General features: G+C 39.7%; 21 protein-coding genes. 13 read left to right on the forward strand and 8 right to left on the reverse strand.

Features of this window, described 5'->3' with window-relative positions:
* The first annotated feature begins 70 nt into the window (after positions 1-70).
* From HQQ94_RS20715 to HQQ94_RS20725, 3 genes are all read left to right on the forward strand, one after another.
* Positions 71-1,093 carry an outer membrane beta-barrel protein gene (locus HQQ94_RS20715; RefSeq protein WP_173296197.1) on the forward strand — a complete coding sequence of 341 codons (1,023 nt, stop codon included), beginning with the start codon at positions 71-73 and terminating at the stop codon, positions 1,091-1,093.
* Between the two features lie 129 nt (positions 1,094-1,222).
* A complete protein-coding gene (locus HQQ94_RS20720; protein ID WP_173296198.1) occupies positions 1,223-2,176 on the forward strand; it encodes a LysR family transcriptional regulator in 954 nt (317 codons plus the stop codon).
* A complete protein-coding gene (locus HQQ94_RS20725) occupies positions 2,173-3,087 on the forward strand; it encodes a LysR family transcriptional regulator (RefSeq protein ID WP_173296199.1) in 915 nt (304 codons plus the stop codon). The genes HQQ94_RS20720 and HQQ94_RS20725 overlap by 4 nt, the downstream gene beginning before the upstream one ends.
* Positions 3,088-3,210: 123 nt before the next feature.
* Here the strand turns inward: HQQ94_RS20725 and HQQ94_RS20730 are convergent, their stop codons facing one another.
* Positions 3,211-3,939: a YebC/PmpR family DNA-binding transcriptional regulator gene (locus HQQ94_RS20730; RefSeq protein ID WP_173296200.1), complete on the reverse strand. Its 729-nt coding sequence runs from the start codon at positions 3,937-3,939 to the stop codon at positions 3,211-3,213.
* A gap of 584 nt (positions 3,940-4,523) precedes the next feature.
* Between HQQ94_RS20730 and HQQ94_RS20735 the strand changes: the two genes are divergently transcribed.
* Positions 4,524-5,486 (forward strand): TAXI family TRAP transporter solute-binding subunit, encoded by a 963-nt coding sequence (locus HQQ94_RS20735; RefSeq protein WP_173296201.1) that lies wholly within the window; start codon positions 4,524-4,526, stop codon positions 5,484-5,486.
* A gap of 147 nt (positions 5,487-5,633) precedes the next feature.
* A complete protein-coding gene (locus HQQ94_RS20740; protein WP_173296202.1) occupies positions 5,634-8,216 on the forward strand; it encodes a TRAP transporter permease in 2,583 nt (860 codons plus the stop codon).
* 63 nt (positions 8,217-8,279) lie between these two features.
* Here HQQ94_RS20740 and HQQ94_RS20745 read toward each other — a convergent pair whose 3' ends face one another.
* The gene (locus HQQ94_RS20745) at positions 8,280-9,227 is read right to left on the reverse strand and encodes a LysR family transcriptional regulator (RefSeq protein WP_173296203.1); all 948 of its coding nucleotides are present in this window, start codon (positions 9,225-9,227) and stop codon (positions 8,280-8,282) included.
* A 94-nt stretch (positions 9,228-9,321) separates the two neighbouring features.
* Between HQQ94_RS20745 and HQQ94_RS20750 the strand changes: the two genes are divergently transcribed.
* From HQQ94_RS20750 to HQQ94_RS20765, 4 genes are all read left to right on the forward strand, one after another.
* Entirely contained in the window at positions 9,322-10,380 is a 1,059-nt protein-coding gene (locus HQQ94_RS20750; protein WP_173296204.1) for an HlyD family secretion protein, read from the forward strand.
* 2 nt (positions 10,381-10,382) lie between these two features.
* On the forward strand, positions 10,383-11,957 hold the full coding sequence (locus HQQ94_RS20755) for a DHA2 family efflux MFS transporter permease subunit (protein WP_173296205.1): 1,575 nt from the start codon (positions 10,383-10,385) through the stop codon (positions 11,955-11,957).
* Positions 11,958-12,128: 171 nt separating this feature from the next.
* Positions 12,129-12,977: an ABC transporter substrate-binding protein gene (locus tag HQQ94_RS20760; protein WP_173296206.1), complete on the forward strand. Its 849-nt coding sequence runs from the start codon at positions 12,129-12,131 to the stop codon at positions 12,975-12,977.
* A gap of 415 nt (positions 12,978-13,392) precedes the next feature.
* On the forward strand, positions 13,393-14,292 hold the full coding sequence (locus tag HQQ94_RS20765; protein WP_309247290.1) for an aldo/keto reductase: 900 nt from the start codon (positions 13,393-13,395) through the stop codon (positions 14,290-14,292).
* A gap of 43 nt (positions 14,293-14,335) precedes the next feature.
* On the opposite strand, the gene HQQ94_RS20770 is transcribed toward HQQ94_RS20765, so the two are convergent.
* The 4 genes from HQQ94_RS20770 to HQQ94_RS20785 all read right to left on the reverse strand — a co-directional run bounded on the left by HQQ94_RS20770 (position 14,336) and on the right by HQQ94_RS20785 (position 17,917).
* Positions 14,336-15,169, reverse strand: coding sequence for a MaoC/PaaZ C-terminal domain-containing protein (locus HQQ94_RS20770; protein WP_173296749.1), 834 nt, complete (start codon positions 15,167-15,169; stop codon positions 14,336-14,338).
* Between the two features lie 285 nt (positions 15,170-15,454).
* Positions 15,455-15,796 (reverse strand): hypothetical protein, encoded by a 342-nt coding sequence (locus HQQ94_RS20775; RefSeq protein WP_173296208.1) that lies wholly within the window; start codon positions 15,794-15,796, stop codon positions 15,455-15,457.
* 484 nt (positions 15,797-16,280) lie between these two features.
* Positions 16,281-16,913: a chemoreceptor glutamine deamidase CheD gene (locus tag HQQ94_RS20780; protein ID WP_173296209.1), complete on the reverse strand. Its 633-nt coding sequence runs from the start codon at positions 16,911-16,913 to the stop codon at positions 16,281-16,283.
* A gap of 122 nt (positions 16,914-17,035) precedes the next feature.
* Positions 17,036-17,917 (reverse strand): TraB/GumN family protein, encoded by an 882-nt coding sequence (locus tag HQQ94_RS20785; protein ID WP_173296210.1) that lies wholly within the window; start codon positions 17,915-17,917, stop codon positions 17,036-17,038.
* 65 nt (positions 17,918-17,982) lie between these two features.
* Between HQQ94_RS20785 and HQQ94_RS20790 the strand changes: the two genes are divergently transcribed.
* On the forward strand, positions 17,983-18,294 hold the full coding sequence (locus tag HQQ94_RS20790; RefSeq protein ID WP_173296211.1) for a prephenate dehydrogenase: 312 nt from the start codon (positions 17,983-17,985) through the stop codon (positions 18,292-18,294).
* Between the two features lie 148 nt (positions 18,295-18,442).
* Here HQQ94_RS20790 and HQQ94_RS20795 read toward each other — a convergent pair whose 3' ends face one another.
* Positions 18,443-18,964, reverse strand: coding sequence for a DUF3016 domain-containing protein (locus HQQ94_RS20795; protein WP_173296212.1), 522 nt, complete (start codon positions 18,962-18,964; stop codon positions 18,443-18,445).
* 214 nt (positions 18,965-19,178) lie between these two features.
* Here HQQ94_RS20795 and HQQ94_RS20800 point away from each other — a divergent pair, with 214 nt between their 5' ends.
* On the forward strand, positions 19,179-19,418 hold the full coding sequence (locus tag HQQ94_RS20800) for a hypothetical protein (protein WP_173296213.1): 240 nt from the start codon (positions 19,179-19,181) through the stop codon (positions 19,416-19,418).
* Positions 19,419-19,534: 116 nt separating this feature from the next.
* Here the strand turns inward: HQQ94_RS20800 and HQQ94_RS20805 are convergent, their stop codons facing one another.
* Positions 19,535-20,044 carry a DUF4240 domain-containing protein gene (locus HQQ94_RS20805; RefSeq protein ID WP_173296214.1) on the reverse strand — a complete coding sequence of 170 codons (510 nt, stop codon included), beginning with the start codon at positions 20,042-20,044 and terminating at the stop codon, positions 19,535-19,537.
* A 157-nt stretch (positions 20,045-20,201) separates the two neighbouring features.
* Here HQQ94_RS20805 and HQQ94_RS20810 point away from each other — a divergent pair, with 157 nt between their 5' ends.
* Both HQQ94_RS20810 and HQQ94_RS20815 read left to right on the forward strand, forming a co-directional pair.
* The gene (locus tag HQQ94_RS20810) at positions 20,202-20,603 is read left to right on the forward strand and encodes a hypothetical protein (RefSeq protein ID WP_173296215.1); all 402 of its coding nucleotides are present in this window, start codon (positions 20,202-20,204) and stop codon (positions 20,601-20,603) included.
* Positions 20,604-20,710: 107 nt separating this feature from the next.
* Entirely contained in the window at positions 20,711-21,508 is a 798-nt protein-coding gene (locus tag HQQ94_RS20815) for a response regulator (protein ID WP_173296216.1), read from the forward strand.
* The last annotated feature ends 318 nt before the right edge of the window (positions 21,509-21,826 follow it).

Here is a 21,826-nt window from a genome sequence, read left to right on the forward strand (position 1 = left end):
ATAATTTAATCAAAATACACGGTGTATAAAAATGAATAATTTTGAATGTCCATTTAAGGGATCACATAAAATGAAAAAATCAATTCTAGCTATCGCATTAATGAGCACTATCTCATATGCCAATGCCGCTGACGTTGACAACACTTGGTATATAGGTGCAGGTGCGGGGCAAAATAACTACGAATCAGTAGATGCTACCAGTCACCTAGGTGATGATAGCGACTTAGCATGGAACGCAATCATTGGTTATCAGCTGAACAAATATTTCGCAGTAGAAGCTGGTTGGCAAGATCTTGGAACCAATGATGATACTCACCTTTGGAGCACGGGTATTGATGGTTCTGAATCTATTGACGTAGATGGTTTCACACTTGGCTTAGTTGGTACACTGCCGCTAAGTGAGAAATGGTTCCTAACAGGTGAAGCTGGTGCTTATCAGTACCACCTTGCTCACCAGATGAGTGCGGATTATTATGTCAGCACTACTGACACCGCCGCTTACTTTGGTGCCGGTGTTGGTTACAAGATAACCGACTCTTTAGAAGTTTCAGCCAAATATCGTCGTTTCGCTAATATTGATGAGACGAGCTGGAACACTGCTGACATGGACGCACAGACTGTTGGTATCCAAATGCTGTACCGTTTCGGCGTTAAACCGACACCTGTAGCAGTTGTTCTACCTGCAATTATCGAAGAAACTAAACCTGCACCTCGCCCAGAGCCTGTTTATGAAACACAAACAGAGCAAAGTAGCGTAACGGTTCTATTCGGCTTCGATTCTTCAGAACTCAGTAGTACAGCAACTGCTAAGCTAGACGACGTTATTCGTGTCTCTAAGCTCAGTGAAAATGACGCAATTGTGCTGACTGGTCAGTCAGATAATCAAGGTGCTTCTGAATATAACCAAAAACTATCTGAAACACGTGTTAAACAAGTTGAAGACTACCTCATGTCTCACGGTTTAGAAGTTAAGAGCTTAGAAACACAAGCTTCTGGCGATCAAGATTCACACGCTACAACACTTTCAGAGCGTGCTCTAGAGCGTCGTGTTATCATCAATTTAACTGGTGAAACACAAGTACTTGTCCCTTAAATTCTGGTGACAATGCTAGTCATACCCAAGAAAGGCTAAGGAAGGCCTTTTTCATCTTTTGATTATTCTTTGCCTGCGCCACCATTTCATTTATAGTCGGTGAGATATCACCCTGCTTAAAGCGACTAAATGCCTTTAGAAAAAAAAATAGACCAACTCAAAAACTGCGATCTCAATCTGTTAGTAGCCTTATCGGTATTGCTTAAAGAGGCTCATGTCACCAAAGCTGCCAAAGAAATCGGCTTATCTCAATCAGCGATGAGTCAAGTACTTAAGCGCTTGCGGCTCATGTTTGAAGACCCATTACTCGTTAAAAGCCACAATGGAATGACCCTTACCAGTAAAGCCAGCGCCATAGAACAGGAATTAAAACCTCTTCTCAACAATGTGATTAGTATATTAGAAGGAGATAGTTTTAATCCAACTACCGCGCAAGGGCGAATTAGAGTCATGATGAATGATGTGCTTGCTCAATTGTGTATCACTGAGGTTATTGCTGAATTAAACCAGCATGCACCTGGCATTAAACTAGAATACATCACCCAAGAAACAGATGGCTTTACCATGCTGAGGCATGGGTACCTTGATCTCATTGTAGGCTTCTATGATTTTGTGCCTAAGCCAATCCGCAGCAAAGTACTGTCAACCTATCCATGGCAACTCGTGACATTAGATCCCAGTGCTCCAGAATACATAACAAAAAGAAATGAGGAACAGGGCATAATAGCACAAAGCCCTTTTAGGCTCTTAAGATACCAATACCAGGAACACAACCAATTCTATTTGGTCAACACCCTTAAAACAATTAAAATAGAAGAGACCTCTTACGCCTTAACATCAGTCTCTTTAAACACTATGACTCAAGCATTGACTGCACCACATACTGTGACATTATTGCCTCACTATGCAGTAAAGGTGTTTGAGCATCATCAAGCAGAAGATTTTATCTGGTTCGGCGATACGATAGATCTAGAGCTAAAAGTCTGTTGGAACGAACATAACCGGAATCTTGAGCTACACACATGGTTCAGAAAGTTACTTTCGTCGATCTTAATAAAACAACTAAGCGATACTAAACTATGAACCACTCAGATCTAAAAATAATTCAAGGGTGTGATCTTAACTTACTATTAAGTTTGACAGTATTAATTGAAGAAGGAAGTGTTTCCAAAAGTGCAGAACGCCTCAATATCTCTCAACCAGCGATGAGTCAAAACTTAAAGCAGATACGTAATTTGTTTGAAAAACCTTTATTTGTAAAGCATGGGCAAGGTATAAAAGCCACTGAAAAAGCGCTATCTCTGCTACCTAGATTGCAAGAATGGCTTGAAATGAGTAGTCGGTTAATTTTGCAAAAAACCTTCGACCCAAAAGAAGTAAATGGGGTTATTCGCATTGCCTTTATCGATAGTATGACAGCTGAAATAGTACCTCAAATGCTTGAAGTCTTTATGCTAGAAGCCCCAAATGTTGAATTGGAATTTTTGCATAAACCTAATAACATGTTTTCAATGCTAGAGTCGGGAGAATTAGATCTTTGTATCGGGGGGACTGAATTACCCCCTGCCAATATTCATGGTCGGCATATTCGTCTTGAAAGATTCTGTATCGCATCCAGTCCAGATCATCCTATTAATCAACTGACAGAGCCTACCCTAACTGACATATTTAGTTTTGACACAGCTGAATATTCAGTATCTAGTGCCGCTGAGTATCAAATAACCCAATTAGCACAAACAAATAATTTAACGCGAAAAGTCAGTTTTTCAACCAATTCGATGCTCGTACTTCGTCATGGATTATTAGCAGGAAAACATATTGCTTTTATGCCTGACACAATCATTAATAGCCCTTACTGGCAAGAAAAACTAGCCATCATAAACCATGAAGAATTACCACAAGTAAAGAGTACGCTATATTGGCATGCAAGAGTTCATCAAGATCCTTTAGTCCAATGGTTTAAAAAAAAATACCTCCTATTAACCCATGCGTAATAACAACGGAAATCATCAGTATTCTTTTATCACTTTTCTTAGCAACTCAGTGGCAAAAGTAATTTGATAACTTGCTTTAATTAAGCAATAAAAAACTACCTTTACCTAATGTGATGGTTCGATTCACTCTTCAGCAAGTTCGGCGTTATGGTACACATTTTGTACATCATCACAATCTTCTAAAGCTGCAATAAATTGCTCAAATTGAGCCACTTCTTCAGGATCGCTCAAATCTGCCATCGTCTGAGGAACAAAAGTAATTTCTTCAACAACAAACTCTGTATCTGCCAATGCTTCAGTTAATGCTGTCTTCGTCTTATAAAATTCAGTATGTGGTGCGTAAACATTGATCATGCCATCTTCAAGTTCGACATCAGTCACATCGACATCGGCCATCATCAACATCTCTAATACTTCTTCTTCATTATTACCTTTAAAAACAAAAACAGCTTGATGCTCAAACATATGACCAACAGTGCCAGGCCCCCCCAACTTAGCAGCATTTTTAACAAATGCTTGGCGCACCTCAGTAAAAGTACGCTTAACATTGTCAGTTAAGCAATCGACAATAACCATGATGCCACCAGGACCGAAACCTTCATAACGCGCAGTTTCATAATCTTCTCCTCCTCCTCCTCTGGCTTTCTCAATTGCTCGCTCAATGACATGCGCTGGAACTTGATCTTTCTTAGCTTTAGCAATCATATGACGCAGCGAAAGGTTACCGTCAGGGTCAAAACCACCATTTTTAGCGCAGACATAGATCTCTTTACCATAGCGAGAGTATATTCTCGTCTTCTGTCCAGCCGTCTTGGCCATAGATTCTTTTTTGTTTTGGTATGCTCTTCCCATCTTGCTCTATCTCACTATGCTTCAAAAGTTGGCTGCAATGTTAGCAGATTTGCTCACGTTTTTGCAGGGGGCATTGTTAATTTGGATAGCTATTTTAATCCGCTGCCTTTTCGTTTCAACTAAACACATAAGAAACAAAAAACAAACAAATAATATACACCGATATCCAAATATAGAAAGATACATATCGATACATAAAATCTAACCTCCTTTTCCATGTGTCCATATTCAACTCAAATGAATAATTATATTGCCTTAGGATGTGATCTTCAGCATTATGTCGTGCTATCTGGCCTTTTTATGCTGGTTAGACTTGCTTGAACTGACTCCTTAGAAGAGTATTTAAGCCCACTATTAGAGCGTGCCGATAAAGCGATAAATAAACATTAAGTAGCTGTATTAATATAATTTAATGACTAGATTCTGCAGAGGATCACATACCCACTCACAAGGGGGAACTTAACCTGAAAATGGCTAAGTTTATTAATGATAATTAAACGCTATTACAAGATTACATTATTGATTTAATAAGTTTTATTGAAAAACAACTACGCCAACACTTTATAAAAATGAAGGAAATAAGTATGTCTAAGAAATCCATATTAATTGCTGCAGCATTATCGACGATGGCAATCACTTCTCTTGTCCAAGCTCAAGAATTTTTAACCATAGGAACAGGTGGAGTGACAGGGATCTATTACCCTACTGGTGGTGGTATTTGCCGTTTGGTTAACCAAAATAACACCGAACACGATATGCGCTGCTCGGTTGAGAGTACCGGTGGGTCTGTATACAACATCAACACCTTAAGAGCGGGTGAGCTTGAATTCGGTATTGCTCAGTCAGATCAACAATACAATGCAATTAAAGGAACAGGTGCTTTTGCTAATACAGAACCCTATGATGATCTGCGTTCAGTTTTTTCAATTTATACCGAAGCATTCACTGTTGTCGCTCGTAAAGATGCCAACATCACCACGTTTAACGATCTAAAAGGCAAACGTGTCAATATCGGTGAGCCAGGTTCTGGTCAGCGTGCCACAATTGAAGCCATCATGGATACCAAAGGCTGGACGCGTAGCGACTTTCGTCTAGCATCAGAGCTAAAGGCCTCTGAACAAGCTCAAGCACTGTGTGATAATAAGATAGATGTGATGGTCTATTTTGTTGGCCATCCAAATGGTGCCGTTCAGGAAGCAACTACATCTTGTGACACGACAGTCGTGAGCGTTAACGACAAAGATGTGAAAGAAATGGTGAAATCAACTCCTTACTTTGTCTCTTATGAAATTCCAGGTGGCATGTACACTGGTAACGACAAACCGGTCATGACTATTGGTGCTAAAGCAACACTGGTTTCAAGTGCTAAAGTTTCAGAGAAATCTGTTTACTGGACGGTTAAGTCTGTGTTTGATAACTTCGATAAATTCCGTCGTCTACACCCTAGTTTTGCTAACCTGACTAAAGCAGATATGCTAGAAGGTAACACGGCTCCACTTCATCCCGGTGCCGAGAAATACTTTAAAGAAGCTGGCTTAATTAAATAATTATAAATTAGCCTTCTAGGGGCAATCTGATAAAACAGTTAAAGCAGTGTGGACTCACCACACTGCTTTAAAGGCGTCAGAAGATTTACAGGTTTTATTTTGTGGTGCTCATTAAGAGATCACAGTCAGTTTAAACAGGTTATTTACATGCAAAAAACACAAGAGCAAGAGACATTGGCTGAAATGGCCACAAGCAATGACTCTGGATCTAGACAGTTGACGGGATTTGCTGGCAAACTGGTCACCGGTATCGCCTTATTATGGGCGTTATTTCAGCTATGGTATGCTTCACCACTACCATTTATTCTTAACTTCGGCATTATTAATGACACTCAAGCACGGGTAATTCACTTAGCTTTTGCTATATTCCTTGCTTTCACTGCATTCCCGGCGTTTAAATCGTCAAAAAACACCAGCGTGCCTATCCTAGATTGGCTATTTGCCTTGCTAGGTGCAGCAGCCACACTTTATCTATTCTTTTTTTACGAGCAACTATCGACCAGACCTGGCGCACCAATCCCCATGGATATCTATGTCGCTGTCGTAGGCATGGTACTGTTGCTTGAGGCAACTAGGCGTGCTTTAGGTCCGCCATTGATGATTGTCGCAGGCTTTTTTCTAATCTATATCTTTGCAGGCCCCTACATGCCTGAAGTGATTTCCCATCGTGGCGCATCACTGTCAAAGGCCGCTAGCCATCTCTGGATCACCACTGAAGGGGTATTTGGTATCGCCTTAGGCGTATCAACCAGTTTCGTATTCTTATTCGTTCTCTTTGGGGCGTTATTAGAAAAAGCTGGAGCAGGTAATTACTTTATAAAAATGGCATTCTCCCTCTTAGGCCACATGCGTGGTGGGCCAGCAAAAGCTGCCGTTCTCGCATCAGGTATGACTGGGCTTATCTCTGGTTCCTCGATTGCTAATGTTGTCACAACAGGGACATTTACTATCCCATTGATGAAACGGATGGGATTTCCTGCCCACAAGGCAGGGGCTGTCGAAGTTGCTTCATCTTGTTACGGACAGATCATGCCTCCAATAATGGGGGCAGCTGCATTTTTAATGGTCGAGTATGTGGGGATCCCTTATGTTGATGTGATCAAGCATGCCTTCATTCCTGCCATTGCAGCCTATTTAACTTTCCTTTACATAATGGATCTTGAAGCGTTGAAAGCTAACCTCAAGGGCATAGAGCGTACCGACCCCCCTGCACCATGGAAAATCAGATTACTGCGTTCTGGTATTACTATATCAAGCCTGATTATTCTGGCTGGTGTGGTTTACTACGCACTTAACATGATTAAGAGTATGACAGGAGATGCTGCTGTTTGGATTATCTCTGTTGCGACTCTAATAACCTATGTTTTCTTGATATCTCGCAGTGCTAAATATCCAGATTTAGACATTGATGATCCAAACTGCACCACCCCCGTGCTACCACAATTTGAACCGACGGTAAAATCAGGACTCCATTTCCTATTGCCTGTGATCACATTAGTCTGGTGCCTAATGGTTGAGAAACTATCCCCCGGTTTGTCGGCTTTTTATTCCACTATATTTATGATCTTTATTCTCCTGTCACAACGTCCATTATTCAGTTTCTTTAGAGGACAAGAACATGGGTTTGCTGATATCAAAGCAGGTTACAAAGATCTACTTGATGGTTTAGAAACTGGTGCAAGAAACATGATTGGCATAGGTGTGGCTACTGCTGCCGCTGGTGTCGTTGTCGGTGCTGTCACTTTGACAGGGCTTGGTCCTGTCATGACGGAACTGGTAGAAGTAATGTCTGGTGGTAGCTTAGGGTTAATGTTAGTCCTTATCGCCGTCATTAGCTTGATCTTAGGCATGGGATTACCAACAACAGCTAATTACATTGTTGTCTCCAGTTTAATGGCACCTGTGGTGATAAGCCTAGGCGCACAACATGGATTGATCGTTCCACTTATTGCTGTTCATCTATTTGTGTTTTATTTTGGCATCATGGCCGATATAACGCCACCTGTAGGTTTAGCGGCATTTGCGGCATCGGCAATTTCAAAAGCCGATCCAATCAAAACCGGGATTCAAGCATTTAAATATGCCATGTTAACGGCTGTACTGCCTTTTATGTTTATCTTCAATACCGACATTATCTTAGTTGGCATCGATAGCATTTGGCAGATGATATTTATCTTTACTTATACCCTTATCGCCATGTGTTTATTCGCATCAGCCGTACAAGGATATTTCTTGACGTTCAATAAACGTTATGAGTCAGCTTTACTTCTTCTCGTGGCCTTTAGCTTGGTACGCCCAGACTTCTGGATTAGTCAGATCCAGCCTGAGTTTATCGACCATCCAGGTACTGATATCACTCAGGTGATTGAGACACTTAAAACAGATGAACCTTTACGCCTAGTCATGGGCTATGAAACCTATAAAGGTGAAAGTAAGCAACGCGTTATTATGCTGGCTCTACCACCAGCAGATACAGCCCAACAACGGCTAGATAATGCTGGCTTACTCTTGATACAAAATGATAAAAATCAGACCGTTGTCGACATGGTTACTTTTGCTAGTAATGCACAAAAAGCAGGTCTAGATTTTGACCAGCAGATCCTCGCTGTTCAGCAAACAAATGACCGCATTGCTAAAGAATGGATTTTTATTCCTTCATTAATGCTTGCTGGCTTCGTTTTCTGGCGTCAACGTAAGCGTAGAACTGCAAAGTCACAATTCAATAAGTAAGGTGTTATCGCCTAAAACTTGCGATTAAAAAAGCCGTTAACGATTACTCGTTAGCGGTTTTTTTTAAACGTGATTTGAGACTGAAAGAGTAACAAAATCGGGTATATCCAGTAACTGATACTCAGGATTTTGACTCATCGCACGATAAATGAACTCGATAAAAACTTGATATTTTCTGGGTAGATATACACGTTGAGGCATGCTCATGGTTATCTTATTTTGCGCTAAAGGAAAATCCTCTAAAAGAGGCAACAAGAGTTTATCCTCTAATGCCTGTTGAGCAATAATAGAAGGAACCACTGTAATACCCAATCCTTCTATTGCAGCTTCACGCGCTAAAGTCACATTATTCACCGTTAATTGCGCCTCAGGCTCTAGAGTGAGCCATTCTTTGCCATCAAATACTGTCCAGCTTCCATCAATATGAGTCGACTTTAATTTAATCGCTTGATGACAACTGAGATCTTCTGGCCTTTGAGGCATACCATGACGAGCGAGGTAGGAAGGACTGGCGACCAATATCTTATCTGTATACATCACCTCAAAAGTTTGCAAGCTAGGGTTTGCCACAGAAGTGATCTGAAATAAAATATCTATTCCTTCTTCAACGACGTCAACTTGTCTATTACTAAGCTCAACATCAATAGTAATATCTGGATAATGAGTTAAAAAACGAGCAAATATTCGCCCTAAAAAAAGCTGTCCTAACTCAATAGGACAAACAATACGTAAATTACCTTTTACCATCAACTGGCTCGAGCTGAGCTTATCTTCGGCATTTTTCAGATCCATCAAAATTCTTTGCACCCGATTATAATACGCATTTCCCGCATCAGTAAGCTTAAGCGATCTTGTTGTCCTAAAGAGTAATATCACCCCCGTATCAAGCTCAAGCTCAGCTATTTTGCGACTGACTGTCGCCTTAGTCAGCCCTAGCGCCTTTGCGGCTGCAGTAAAACTGCCTTGCTCTACGACCTGAGCAAACATTTGTACACGATTAAGATCTATCATTGTTACACCTGTGAAACAGTAGGTTTAATTTTAACTGTCTAATAAAAATAGAGAGACAATAGTAAACTATACAGCACTTATCAAGGAGCCATGAATGTCCAAGAGTAAATTATACATAACAGTACCCATTATCTTTGCCGCCTTAATCAGCGCCGGATATTATTATTGGACTGAGCTGCGCTTTATAGAATCAACAGACAATGCCTATGTTGAAGCTGATATCTCCCATATTAGTGTCAAAGTTCCGGGCTATGTGGTGTATACCGACATTGTTGATAACCAGCATGTTCAAGCAGGTCAGCTTTTAGCTCAGCTGGAAGACAACCAATATAAAGCTAAATTAGCACAAAGTAAGGCTGCTTTAGATAGTGTTAAAGCAGAGCACCAAACCTTGGCCGCTAAAGTGGCATTACAATATGCGCTGATCAATCAAGCCACAGCCAGTGTACAGGCAGCTAAATCTGATCGCTTACGAGCAGAGCAACAGTTAAGTCGAGCCACAAAACTAAAAGTTAAAAATTACAGCTCTCAGGATAATGTTGATCAAATGCAGACAAATTTTGCATCCTCGGTTGCTCATCTTGATGAAGCACGAGCCGCATTAATCGCTAAACAAAGTGAACTTGCTGTATTTAAAGCGCAGCTACTTCAAGTCAATGCAAATGTGACCCAAGCTCAGGCTGGACTTAAACTTGCTGAAATACAACTAGCAGACACACAAGTGCGCGCACCATTCTCAGGGATCATTGGCAAACGTGGCGCCATGAAAGGTCAATACGTACAACCAGGGCAAGCCCTGTACAGTTTGGTTCCCGATGATCTAGTGTGGATAACAGCGAACTTTAAAGAAACCCAAATCCAGCATATGCAAGCTGGTCAACAGGTAAAAGTCACGCTAGATGCATTTCCCGACAAATCCTTTACTGGCAGCATTGATAGCCTATCACCTGCATCCGGTGCAAAATTCAGTTTACTGCCAGCCGAAAATGCCACAGGTAATTTCACTAAAATAGTTCAACGCATACCAGTGCGGATAAGTTTCAATGTCGATAATGAAATCACTAATGCCTTACCAGGACTCAGTGCCGTTGTTGAAATAGATACCCGTAAAACATCAGTAGATAACGCCATCGCTGCAAACGCAGGCCATTAGAAATGAGTGCATCTGCTGCAGTAATATCGACTATATCACCAAGGGTTATTCCTCAAGGTTATGAGTCTGGAAGTAAGCGTTCGTGGATCGCGGTTTTTGGCGGTCTAATCGGTGCATTTATGGCGATTTTGGATATACAAATTACCAACGCATCGATGAAGGAGATTCAAGGAAGTTTAGGTGCAACCCTAACAGAGGGCTCTTGGATAGCCACTGCCTATCTCGTGGCTGAAATGATCGCTATCCCTCTGTCCGGTTGGCTAAGTCAGGGACTGTCCATTAGGCGGTACCTTATTTGGACAACTGGCGCCTTTATTGGTGCTTCATTACTGTGCTCTATCGCTTGGAATTTGGAGTCAATGATCACTTTTAGAGCGATGCAAGGATTCTTTGGTGGAGCACTCATTCCTTTGTCATTTCGCCTCATACTCGAACTCCTTCCCGAAAATAAACGTACATTAGGTATGACCTTATTTGGCGTAACCGCAACCTTTGCCCCCTCAATAGGTCCTGCATTAGGTGGGTGGCTAACAGAGCAATTTAGCTGGCATTATCTTTTTTACATAAATGTACCTCCAGGATTGCTGGTAATGGGAATGCTGGCCTATGGCTTAAAGAAAAAGCCCGTCATACCTGAAAAATTAAAAAACGTCGATCTTTCCGGCATCATCACTATGGCCTTAGGCATGGGCTGTCTAGAGATCGTACTGGAAGAAGGTAATCGCAAGGATTGGTTTGGATCTGAACTGATCTGCAACCTCAGCATGCTAGCAGCAGTCAACATAGCCCTATTTATTTACATACAACTGAAGAAGACAGAACCTCTGGTGAATTTACGTTTACTAGGACAGAGAGACTTTGCCATTTCAACCATCGCGTATTTCTTACTCGGAATGGCATTATTTTCAGCTATTTATATGATCCCACTCTATTTGGCACAGATCCACAACTACAGCCCACTAGACATAGGTAAAGTCATTATGTGGATGGGGTTCCCACAACTGCTAGTACTTCCTTTTGTTCCCAAACTCGCTGAACGCTTCGATGGTCGATACCTAGCAGCATTTGGCTTCATCGTATTTTCATTAAGTTATTACATGAATAGCCATATGACCATTGATTTTGCTGGTGATCAAATGATCGCATCTCAAGTTGTACGCGCTATAGGTCAGCCCTTCATTATTGTGCCTATAGGGATCATAGCGACCATGCACATTAAGCCACACGAGAATGCTTCAGCTTCTACTGTTCTTAATGTCATGCGAAATCTTGGAGGCGCCTTTGGTATAGCCTTAGTGTCAACATTAACAGATACTTTATCCAGAGGACATTTAGCGCATATGAAAGAAACTTTACCCGCTGTCAGCTCGATGGCTAATGAATACCTCATGCAAACAACTCATGTCTTCATTCAAGCAGGATCCGATCCGATAGCTGCCACATCACAAGCAAATAGCCTATTAGAACAAACGATGACTCAACAGGCTTATATTCAAGCTTACAATGACGTATTTTTCATTATCTCCATTTTATTGCTCATCGCAGTAGCCTGTGTGCTCTCGATTAGAAAGCCTTGATCATTCGCCTATCACTGATAGGCCTTACAAGCGAATAACAATAATACTCATACTAAATAAGTTAAGTCGACTAAACTTGAAAGTAGCCCATATCCTCATACACCACCATATTAAAGTATAACTGGATGATTAATCATAATACACGTTCGAAGCCAAACCTATATAGATCATATGATGCTTAGTCATTATCGTGGCAATTATCTCGTACTACTGATGACTTTAATCAGTTTACTCTTCACCGATAACTCGCAAGCCAACAGCATTGTTACCCCCAATACACCTCAGAAAACAAACGCACCTGTTATGCGAATTTGTTATGAAGATAGAGGCTATTTCCCATACGCTACCACAGAGCCCATCACCGACAGTAAAACACTGAATGTACATGGGGTATTCGTAGACTTAATCATTAAAACAGCTGCAAGATTAAACTTATCGATACAACTTGTTAGGCTACCTTGGAAACGCTGTATTCAGCATTTAAGCCAAGGGAAAACAGATGCTATATTTGCTGCTATATGGACACCTGAAAGAGAAAGTATAGGAGTATTTCCTACACGAGAAGGTCAAATAGATGTAGAGCGACGCTTATGGAGTGGCAGTTATCAGGTATTTACCCATAAGCAATCAAGCCTAAAGTGGAATGATGGACAGTTCTCAGGACTCAAATTAGGCGTGGCTGCACCTTTAGGTTATATAACTTATGATAAGTTGGCTAAGCTAGATGCACTCCCCCTCAATAACTTAACCTCAAAAGAAGGGTTTACTTTACTCGCTAAAAGGAAGTTAGATGGTTATGTGGTCGAGAGATACATAGGCTTAAGTATGATTAAAGATATGAAATTAACAGCTGAACTATCTGCATTAACGACAACTTTTATGCAAGTCAATTTGTATCTACCTGTCTCTCACCAATGGAACCAACAATACTCGGCGCTTACGCTACAATTTTGGCAAACATTAAGTGAAATAAGACAAGAACAAGGTGATATGATCTTAGCTGGTTATCTAAATCAATAATGTCGTAAAGGTGATTAACAAGATTCAAACAACCTCTATAAAGATATTGTATAGGCTACAATAACAAGATAAAGTCAATTTGAAAATTGAACCTGATTAGATTTTATGTTTGCTTACTCAGCTCAAGAACAAACTTTGATGCCGCTCATATCTTAATGTGAGGTAACAATGAAAAATTATCAATTTTTTTTCTGTTTTCTTATCTATATATACACGTCAAGATTGGTCTTTGCTTCTGATATTAATATTGATATTTATGCAGATGATTCTTATCCTCCCTACTCATATAATGAAAATGGTGAACCAAAAGGAATATCATCAACAAAAGCCAAGAAAAAAACGTAAAACCGAGTGATATCAGGCCTTTAACAAGACACTCCTAGGTAGAAAAATATCAATTCTAAATAAAGAGAAAATAATGAAAAATCAATTTGAAATGTCAGATTTTATCGCCGGTTTTTGGAGATTAGCAAGCTGGCATTATTCCCCGCAGCAAAGACTGTCATTAATAGAGCACTATCTCGATTTGGGCGTCACGACGATGGATCATGCAGACATTTATGGACAGCTACAATGTGAGATCCTTTTTGGTGAGGCCTTATCTATTAAGCCTAGCTTGCGAACCAAGATCCAATTAATCAGTAAGTGTGGCATAAAACCCACTTTTGAATCGGCACCAGAACGCTACGTTAATCATTACGACACAAGTGAACAGCACATATTTACTTCAGTGGACAACTCCCTAACTCGACTCGGTACAGATCATCTTGATTTATTATTAATCCATCGCCCAGATCCCTTAATGAATGCCGATGAAGTCGCTCTGACTTTCAAAAAGCTCCAACAGTCGGGTAAGGTTCTTCACTTCGGCGTATCGAATTTCAGTACTGGCCAATTTGAATTATTACAGTCTAGATTGACACCGATGAACATTCAACTCATCACTAATCAAGTCGAAATATCTCCTTATAATATGACGAGTCTACACGATGGTACCTTAGAGCAATGTCAGCAACATAGAATATCTCCTATGGCTTGGTCTTGCTTAAGTGGTGGTGAGATATTTACCAGTCAAAGTGCACAAGCGATAAGATTAAGAACAGTATTGAATCACATCGCTAATAACCATTGCGTTAAAGATATTAGCCCAATTGTCTATGCTTGGATAAATGCACTTCCTTCACAACCCAAGCCTATTATTGGAAGTGGTAATGTACAGCGTATCAAAAATGCAATCTCATCTAAAAGTATCAGCCTAGATAAACAAGAATGGTTCAGTATTTGGGAAGCGTCAACGGGACACAGCGTACCTTAATAAAGACGTTATTTACGCCTTTATTAAGCAATGCGTTAACAGCTCACAGATAACTTATTTTTCCAGATAAATGAGGACGTCGACCACGGGCATCTCTTAACTCGAACACTAACTCATCTTCGTTATTTTCAGCTGCAAAACTAACATCGGACGGCATAAACAAAGGGAGCTTAAAGACAACATCGACCTTACAAGGACACTCACCAATTTTAGGCATTATTTGAGCAATACAACGTGCTTTTGACCACATTCCATGGGCAAGCACTCTATCAAAACCAAAGCGCTTAGATAAAATAGGATGGAGATGAATTAGATTATAGTCACCGGATGCTTTTGCGTATTTTCGACCTAAATCATCAGCTAAAGACCAAGAATCTGGTGATTCCCAAGCCATGGCATTGGCTTTGGGTGGGCGTACTCGACGCGAGGCACTTTCAACACGATATAAATAGGTAGACAATGATTCCCAGACCAAAATCCCATTGACGCGGGCTTGGGAGACTAATTCAAACTCAAGGCCTGCATCAGTGAGTTGACTATTAATCAAAGCACACTCTAAATCAAAATGTTCATCGACAGTTAGCTGCCTATATTGAGTAATACTATTTTTTAGATGGATCATCCCAAGCAAAGGAAAAGTGATCCCTTTATGCGTAAAAATAACAGCGTGAAGGCGAAACACCATGACGTACAAATACGTTAGAGGTAATATTTTACCATCAAAATCGAAGCCACAAATAGAAGCATAGTTATTAACATTTTTGGCTGATAGACTGATATTGTGAGTACGAACTCGGATATGAGGTAGGGCTAGCTCATCCCAGCCAGGCTTACGCTCAAAGAAGATCTTACGATACAAGGAAAATAACGAAGGCATTGCCTTTAAATCAACCAAGTACTCTTTTTTTTCGCTCACCAAACCGTTCAAATTTCAACTCACCTATCAGATATAAAGCTCGTGAGTATACCCAAAACAACGCAGCTTGTCTTGATGCTGATTAAACCATAAAATATCAATGAGATAAGACCGTTACTTTACACATTTAATGCTCAGCGATCCTTTTGAGTAAACATCCCATTAAAAAGCAGGTCTCATATTGTACATCCTCCCACTAAAATCAGTTTTTCTGATTGACTAGTAAAGAGGATGTCTAAACTTATATTATTCGCCTGCCATACAGCGGAAAATAACCATAGATACAATACTATTTAGCGTGGGTGTCTGAGAGCCAACTTCCAACCTTCCGACGTTAATCATGTCGATAATAGTTTCATTTGCAGCTAGTTCAGTCAGGCCTTGGTGAAAAAGAACCCCCATTTCACTGCTTGGGTGTGTAAGCGCCATCGTTGCTATCTTAAGGTTTTTATCAAAACACACCTTCGTCGCAGAGTCCATCACAACAGCATTATTTACTGATTGATTTTCATTAGCAAATGAAGAAGCACTGCTAAAGGCGATCACTGGAGTTAAGAGCGCGGCTAAGGCTATTTTTTTGAATTGCATTTTTTTTCCTTTGGTTAGTCATTGGGCTGAAAGCCCCTTAATTTAATTAACAAAGATAAAAACACTTAACAGCAACATAAGTGAAACAATAAACTAACACAGGTCTAGCCTTTCGTCTCCTATCTATTTCACAAATATATATCTGATTGTACTAAAGGACATTTTTGATTACTGGCAGATTATTATCTCAATGGATACAAGAAAGTGAGCGGCTCGATTTTAAGCATACTCATTCAATGCAAACTTTTCTGAGATGTGGAAATGATGAGGGATTATCGCGGTTACACATGTGATAGATACTGTAAATATCAAGTAGGAGTCGTTATAAAGTCGATATCATGCATTATATAGTATGTATCAAACATTATTCACAGTCATTTATATAGGGGTTATGCATACTCTATTGAGCGCTTTGAGCGAGGGTTCCTAGTGACTTGTAAGGATAAAGGCTATTTCAAGATGTACTAAAGTAAATAAGTCTTAATCAAAACAACTCAACTTTACTTTCAGTTTCCGTCTGCTCCTTAATAATACCTTTAAGGTAAACACTCTCCTCTTTCTCCATTTGTATTATTCCACTTACAGGAAGTCGCTTCAGTAAAACTTTGCCACTATTAGGGTGAAAAAGAACTTTACGCGGCCATGGGCCACCAAGATCTTCAACTTCAACTTCTATCTCTTCCATATGTAAATAGCTCTTCACAAACTCGATATTAGACTTGCCTACATTCAGTACTGTACCTTTACTCATTTGAGCACCTCCAAAAATTTTGGCTCTTAATCTTTTTTTTTGTCCCCCTAAGGTCAGTATCCCATTAATTAACTGCTCCATAGCAAAATTGCCATAACGACACGAAAAACTCATCAGCTCATGCCAATCTTCATTGAGTTCTCTTTCAGGCAAAAGAAAATGATTTAACCCACCAATACCCATCATCGGATCCCAGATACAGGCTGCGACACAAGATCCAAGTCGAGTAAATACATATTCGTCTTGTGTTGTAATATAAAATTCGCCAGGATCAACACGTGCGACAACCTTATTTCGTTTCGCGTCCCATTTTCTTGGGATCCCTTCAAAGCCTTTAGTTGGCGATGAGATAACCAGTTCAGTCATTCAGCCTCCTTGCTGGTTAAATGATTAAAAGAATCTAACATATAAATAAATGAAGCTACACGTGCCAGTATAGTCAAAATAATACCCGTTAGACCTAAATTTTCATTCGATAGAGGCGTAACTCACGAACATATCAAATCCCAACAATTTTTCACTTTTACTCCCTCTTTAATAAGCTCTTTAACAATACTCTTAGATCCAACAACATGCCCTGCACCAACTATGATAAACATGGGTTGAGGTGTGCTTTCAGCCCCCATTAATTGGTGAATTTTAGTTGCCATTTGCTGATTACGTTGCCACAACACTTTCTCAATCATTAGGAGATCACCCTCATCGATCATTTGTCCTTCCATCAGCTCACTCAAATGCACTTCGTCGCCTCTTCGCCATGTATTGACTAAATCGTGCATCTCAGCATCTGGCGCTTCAATTGTTTCCTTCACCATCTTCCACTGAACCTTATCACTGAACGATGACATCAATTGAAATTGAAATTCTGTACTCTCCAGCTCTAAAAGAGGCTTGTTATTATTTTTCGCAATAAATTGTTGTTCGACACCATAAGCTGCGCTGTAACCCAATGCCTCAAAACGAGCAACGCCAAACTGCATCGATTGTAACCAAGGAGAAAACCCTTTCACGGCTGAGCACATCTCCCTTCTTGAATGACAATAGTCATCTAACAACATTTGTGTCTTTACGTCTGCGGTCACTGGTTTAAGGCCGTACTTACTTATCAAAGCATTAATATCAACATTCGCTATATCAGCCTCGACCACAAGAGACTCTGCCGAATTAAATAACGATTCAATAATCGGATCCATTGGGTAAAAATCGGCTATCCCCATGTGTATAGAACCAAGTAAATATGCCTTTTTCCCTTTATATTCAATTTGGTAAAAAGGGGGCTTATCACCAGCCAATGCCTGTACTGAAAAAATACTCGTTAACAAAAATACCCATATGACAATAAGTATTCCATTGAGTTGACTTGTTGCCATCAGCTTCGCCCCTTATAATCCCGATAATTAAAATTTATTACACTATATGAGAATGAGAGGCTGCTATGCCACATACCCGTGTTCTTGAACAACTTAAAGACAATCTACAAACAGCCTATCGTAAATCAATTGATGCCGATGGCAAACTGGATGAGCTAAAAAAAGCAGGCCATGTAAAATTCAACACCATTTTTACACAAAATGAAGGGTTTTCAACTCGAAGTAATCGTTTCAAACCCTACGTTGAAGAACTGGCAAATGAACTCAACACAATATCAACAGATCAACCAGTATTACCGGCAGAATTAGCGTTATTGGTCAAAAAGCTGGGCGTATTACTACAGACTTTACAGGCATTTAAAGATCAAGCTAACTAATACCAACCTACAGGCATAGGCCATAGCATCTTAATCAATTTAGCATTCAATGATTGATGAGAAAGCTTAAGTACAAAAAAGGCCAAAAAAGCAGCGAGCTTTTTAGCCTTTTTTGACATAGGGTTTAGCAAGTATAAAAAGTAAGCCATTAGAGTTTAGGCGCAACTACTTTTTTCACCCAATCTGCCAACAATTGTGATTCATATCGAGTCGACTTATCATTAACTCGCCCAATTGAGTTCATAAATCCTAAATCAGATAATTTTTCATCACCAACCATAATAACTTTACCATCTTCGATTACTGTGTAACTAAAAGTAATGCGAGGAGGGTAAATATCTTTAATCACACGAATATCCTGGCTACTAGCTCCGAATGTCGGCCTAACATCACCAGCAAGATCAAGATCAGTAACTTGAAGCTCAAGCTTTTGATTGGCAGTTAACACTTTGGATGCTTCTTTATTTAAACTCTGAGTCAAAGTGTCAAAGGTACGCATTTCATAACGGGATTGGATATCACCCACGGCTTTAATGTCACGAAAGCTCTTAGGATCTTGCCATTCAATTTTCACTATGCCATTTTCTGTTACTGGGTTTACCGCAACCTCTTCTGCGGCAGCAATGCTTGAAGTCATCACTCCTACGAATAAAAAATACGTTAATTTCATATGAACCTCATTAAAATGAATAGTGTAGACTAATTAATGTCATTAAAAATTCCAGCTTATTATTGTACAATTAACAACCTGAACATTGACTTAATGCAAAGCTATTTAACCACTCAGCCTTAATGAAATCGGTTCAGTCATCATTCAAGTTGCCCTTGTTACAATTGGCCACATTATCTACAGGGATCTCCCCACTACATATTGGAGCCACGCAATGAACATCATCTTAAGACCCATTTTACTACTCATTATACTTGTCTGCCCCTTAATAGTGAGTGCTAACAATGATGGAAGTCATGATCTTTCATCCTCTGCAGAAGACATTCTGGCAGAATATGATAGTGTTAATGAACAACAGTCTGCTGAGCAGCAAATAGAAAAAGTCAAACATAAACTCGATGATGAAGCACGTGAAATGCTCAATAGCAATCTCAGCGAACACGATGCAAAATGACATGCAGAGCTAATTAAAGTGTCCTTATCAGAATAACTAAGTGTTAACTTGAACTCGTGCTACCGAGTTCAAGTTAACTTTATGACAAACCAATTAAAAACACATTTATTGATAAATTAAAAAGGGAAACGTTGACTCAATTGAGGGTAGGTTAATGTTAATAATTTCTTCTTTGTTGAAAACTTTTTCCCTTGAGGAGTCGCCATTCCTGATGATACAAAAGGCAGTTCACCTCCAGTGCGGTCTTCAAAAATTTGTCCTGCAATAAGATCATATTCATCTAGAAAAGGGTAAGCATAACCATCTTTTTCTGGCCACAAAGTCAATGTACCAAGTTCATCAGGATTATTAATCACTTTTTCATACCACTCTTGTCCTAGTGAAATGATAAAGCAACGAAACTCAGCAAATGCATACTCAGAATCGCAACCTGTAATAATATAGGCAGCTCCCCATATGGACCAAAAATAACAACGACGCATTTGCTGGCCAAAAAATTTATCAAATTCAACTAATTCATCATTATTTAACAGCTCAAGTCTAGCTTTTAAATTATCAGCTAGGTCAATCTGATCCTGTTCTGGTGACGTCCTTGTCACCAATTGCCAAAACTCTGCTTCGGTCATCGTATCTTTCTCATTAATGCATTCTCCCCCTATTCTAACCAATTCGCCTCACCTGAGCAGTAAAATGATAAATAATGAGGGTTAAATAACAAATTTTGACTCTAAGCAGAGATTTTTTTACACTCTCATCGGTAAACTTAACCTAACGAGATGTACCATGAAAAAACCCACTTTGCCCCTCAGCATCATAATGATTTTGTATGCCATTATGACCGCTGTTGCAACATGGAGAGCAATCAATATTCAAGCAGTCGATCTATTCTCATTAGGTGTTGTACCTGTATTATTGGGTTTAATGTTAAGGACAAGTTGGGCTAGTATCGCCTTTAAAGCCTATTTAGCGATCCAAACCTTGGGGCTTACAGCGCTCGCAGGCACAGCCATCATTGCATACCAGATATCACCACAAGATGTAAAAATTGCTTTCAATAACCAAGAAATACCCGTCCCATTAGTGGCTATTGCTGCCACGATTTTGTTAGTATTTCAATATTGGGTCGCCTTTTCTAAGTCCACTAAAGTCTATCTAGAACACACGACTGTTAAAAGTAGAATATAGATAATTAGATTCGCGTAACACAATGATAATAAAGAAAATTAATCAAATGTTGTGTTTACCTTCTTTTTGTTCCATATTTTAATATAAACCCATAGAACATTGACGCTATGAGCACACTGTTACCAAGTGAACTTTCTATACTGCTTTTAGAAGCATCAGATACTCAAAGAAAGATCATCAGTAGTAAACTATCAGAAGAAGGCTTCAGCAATATTCAAACAGCAACCACAGTATCTGAAGCACTCGACATCATTAATCACTACCCGCCAGATCTGGTGACCAGTGCGATGCATTTTGAAGATGGAACAGCACTCACAATCCTAAAAGAAATAAAAGAAAATAAAAATCTTGAAGACATACAATTTATGTTGGTCTCTTCTGAATGCCGTCGCGAACAATTAGAAGTCTATAGACAAGCTGGAGTTGTTGCTATTCTTCCAAAACCTTTCTCTTCTGAGCATTTACTAAAAGCGCTCAATTCAACTTTAGACCTGTTAAACGACAATGAACTTGAACTCAGTCATTTCGATGTCCATGAGCTTAAAGTCCTCGTTGTCGATGATAGTAAACTGGCAAGAAATATTATCAAACGAACCATTGCTAAGATGGGGTTGAAATTAATTACTGAAGCCGAAGATGGGGCTCAAGCAATTGAAATAATGAAAGACAATCAATTTGATTTGGTGATCACCGATTACAATATGCCTAGTGTCGATGGTTTAGCATTAACTCAATTTATTCGTAATGACAGCCAACAATGTCACGTACCGATATTAATGGTGTCATCTGAAGCAAATGACACCCATCTAGCTAATGTTGCTCAAGCAGGCGTTAATGCACTATGCGATAAACCTTTCGAACCAATGCTAGTTAAGCAGCTTCTTTATCAACTATTAAATGATTAGTTGGCCATTACTCACATCTAGGATCCATTCCACTAAAATCTAACCACGACTTTTATCTTTTCGCTTACTCTTTAATCACGTGTATATTCAACAAAAAACACTAGTAACTTCATCCACAGAGCTGTCGTTCACCCCCTGAGAGCAGCAAGCAAACTTATAGAAATTAACATTTTAATTAACAAACTAGATACTCTGACCTTCACCTACATTCCATTTTTAACTGATTTTAACGCCATAACATACTCTTTTTCGCATAGAAACCAGCCAAGCTCTCTCTTACCCTCTCAATAAAACACTGCCTTCATAACGCTAAATTTT

The sequence above is a fragment of the Shewanella sp. VB17 genome (assembly GCF_013248905.1).
Taxonomy (GTDB): Bacteria; Pseudomonadota; Gammaproteobacteria; order Enterobacterales; family Shewanellaceae; genus Shewanella.

Bases quoted from the DNA above. Each gene is read 5' to 3' on its own strand.
- HQQ94_RS20735 (WP_173296201.1), top strand. From the start codon at position 4,524: ATGTCTAAGAAATCCATATTAATTGCTGCAGCATTATCGACGATGGCA.
- HQQ94_RS20775 (WP_173296208.1), bottom strand. From the start codon at position 15,796: ATGCAATTCAAAAAAATAGCCTTAGCCGCGCTCTTAACTCCAGTGATC.
- HQQ94_RS20750 (WP_173296204.1), top strand. From the start codon at position 9,322: ATGTCCAAGAGTAAATTATACATAACAGTACCCATTATCTTTGCCGCC.
- HQQ94_RS20790 (WP_173296211.1), top strand. From the start codon at position 17,983: ATGCCACATACCCGTGTTCTTGAACAACTTAAAGACAATCTACAAACA.
- HQQ94_RS20725 (WP_173296199.1), top strand. From the start codon at position 2,173: ATGAACCACTCAGATCTAAAAATAATTCAAGGGTGTGATCTTAACTTA.
- HQQ94_RS20770 (WP_173296749.1), bottom strand. From the start codon at position 15,169: ATGCCTTCGTTATTTTCCTTGTATCGTAAGATCTTCTTTGAGCGTAAG.
- HQQ94_RS20745 (WP_173296203.1), bottom strand. From the start codon at position 9,227: ATGATAGATCTTAATCGTGTACAAATGTTTGCTCAGGTCGTAGAGCAA.
- HQQ94_RS20795 (WP_173296212.1), bottom strand. From the start codon at position 18,964: ATGAAATTAACGTATTTTTTATTCGTAGGAGTGATGACTTCAAGCATT.
- HQQ94_RS20755 (WP_173296205.1), top strand. From the start codon at position 10,383: ATGAGTGCATCTGCTGCAGTAATATCGACTATATCACCAAGGGTTATT.
- HQQ94_RS20810 (WP_173296215.1), top strand. From the start codon at position 20,202: ATGAAAAAACCCACTTTGCCCCTCAGCATCATAATGATTTTGTATGCC.
- HQQ94_RS20720 (WP_173296198.1), top strand. From the start codon at position 1,223: ATGCCTTTAGAAAAAAAAATAGACCAACTCAAAAACTGCGATCTCAAT.
- HQQ94_RS20740 (WP_173296202.1), top strand. From the start codon at position 5,634: ATGCAAAAAACACAAGAGCAAGAGACATTGGCTGAAATGGCCACAAGC.
- HQQ94_RS20815 (WP_173296216.1), top strand. From the start codon at position 20,711: ATGAGCACACTGTTACCAAGTGAACTTTCTATACTGCTTTTAGAAGCA.
- HQQ94_RS20715 (WP_173296197.1), top strand. From the start codon at position 71: ATGAAAAAATCAATTCTAGCTATCGCATTAATGAGCACTATCTCATAT.
- HQQ94_RS20805 (WP_173296214.1), bottom strand. From the start codon at position 20,044: ATGACCGAAGCAGAGTTTTGGCAATTGGTGACAAGGACGTCACCAGAA.
- HQQ94_RS20780 (WP_173296209.1), bottom strand. From the start codon at position 16,913: ATGACTGAACTGGTTATCTCATCGCCAACTAAAGGCTTTGAAGGGATC.
- HQQ94_RS20785 (WP_173296210.1), bottom strand. From the start codon at position 17,917: ATGGCAACAAGTCAACTCAATGGAATACTTATTGTCATATGGGTATTT.
- HQQ94_RS20800 (WP_173296213.1), top strand. From the start codon at position 19,179: ATGAACATCATCTTAAGACCCATTTTACTACTCATTATACTTGTCTGC.
- HQQ94_RS20730 (WP_173296200.1), bottom strand. From the start codon at position 3,939: ATGGGAAGAGCATACCAAAACAAAAAAGAATCTATGGCCAAGACGGCT.
- HQQ94_RS20760 (WP_173296206.1), top strand. From the start codon at position 12,129: ATGATGCTTAGTCATTATCGTGGCAATTATCTCGTACTACTGATGACT.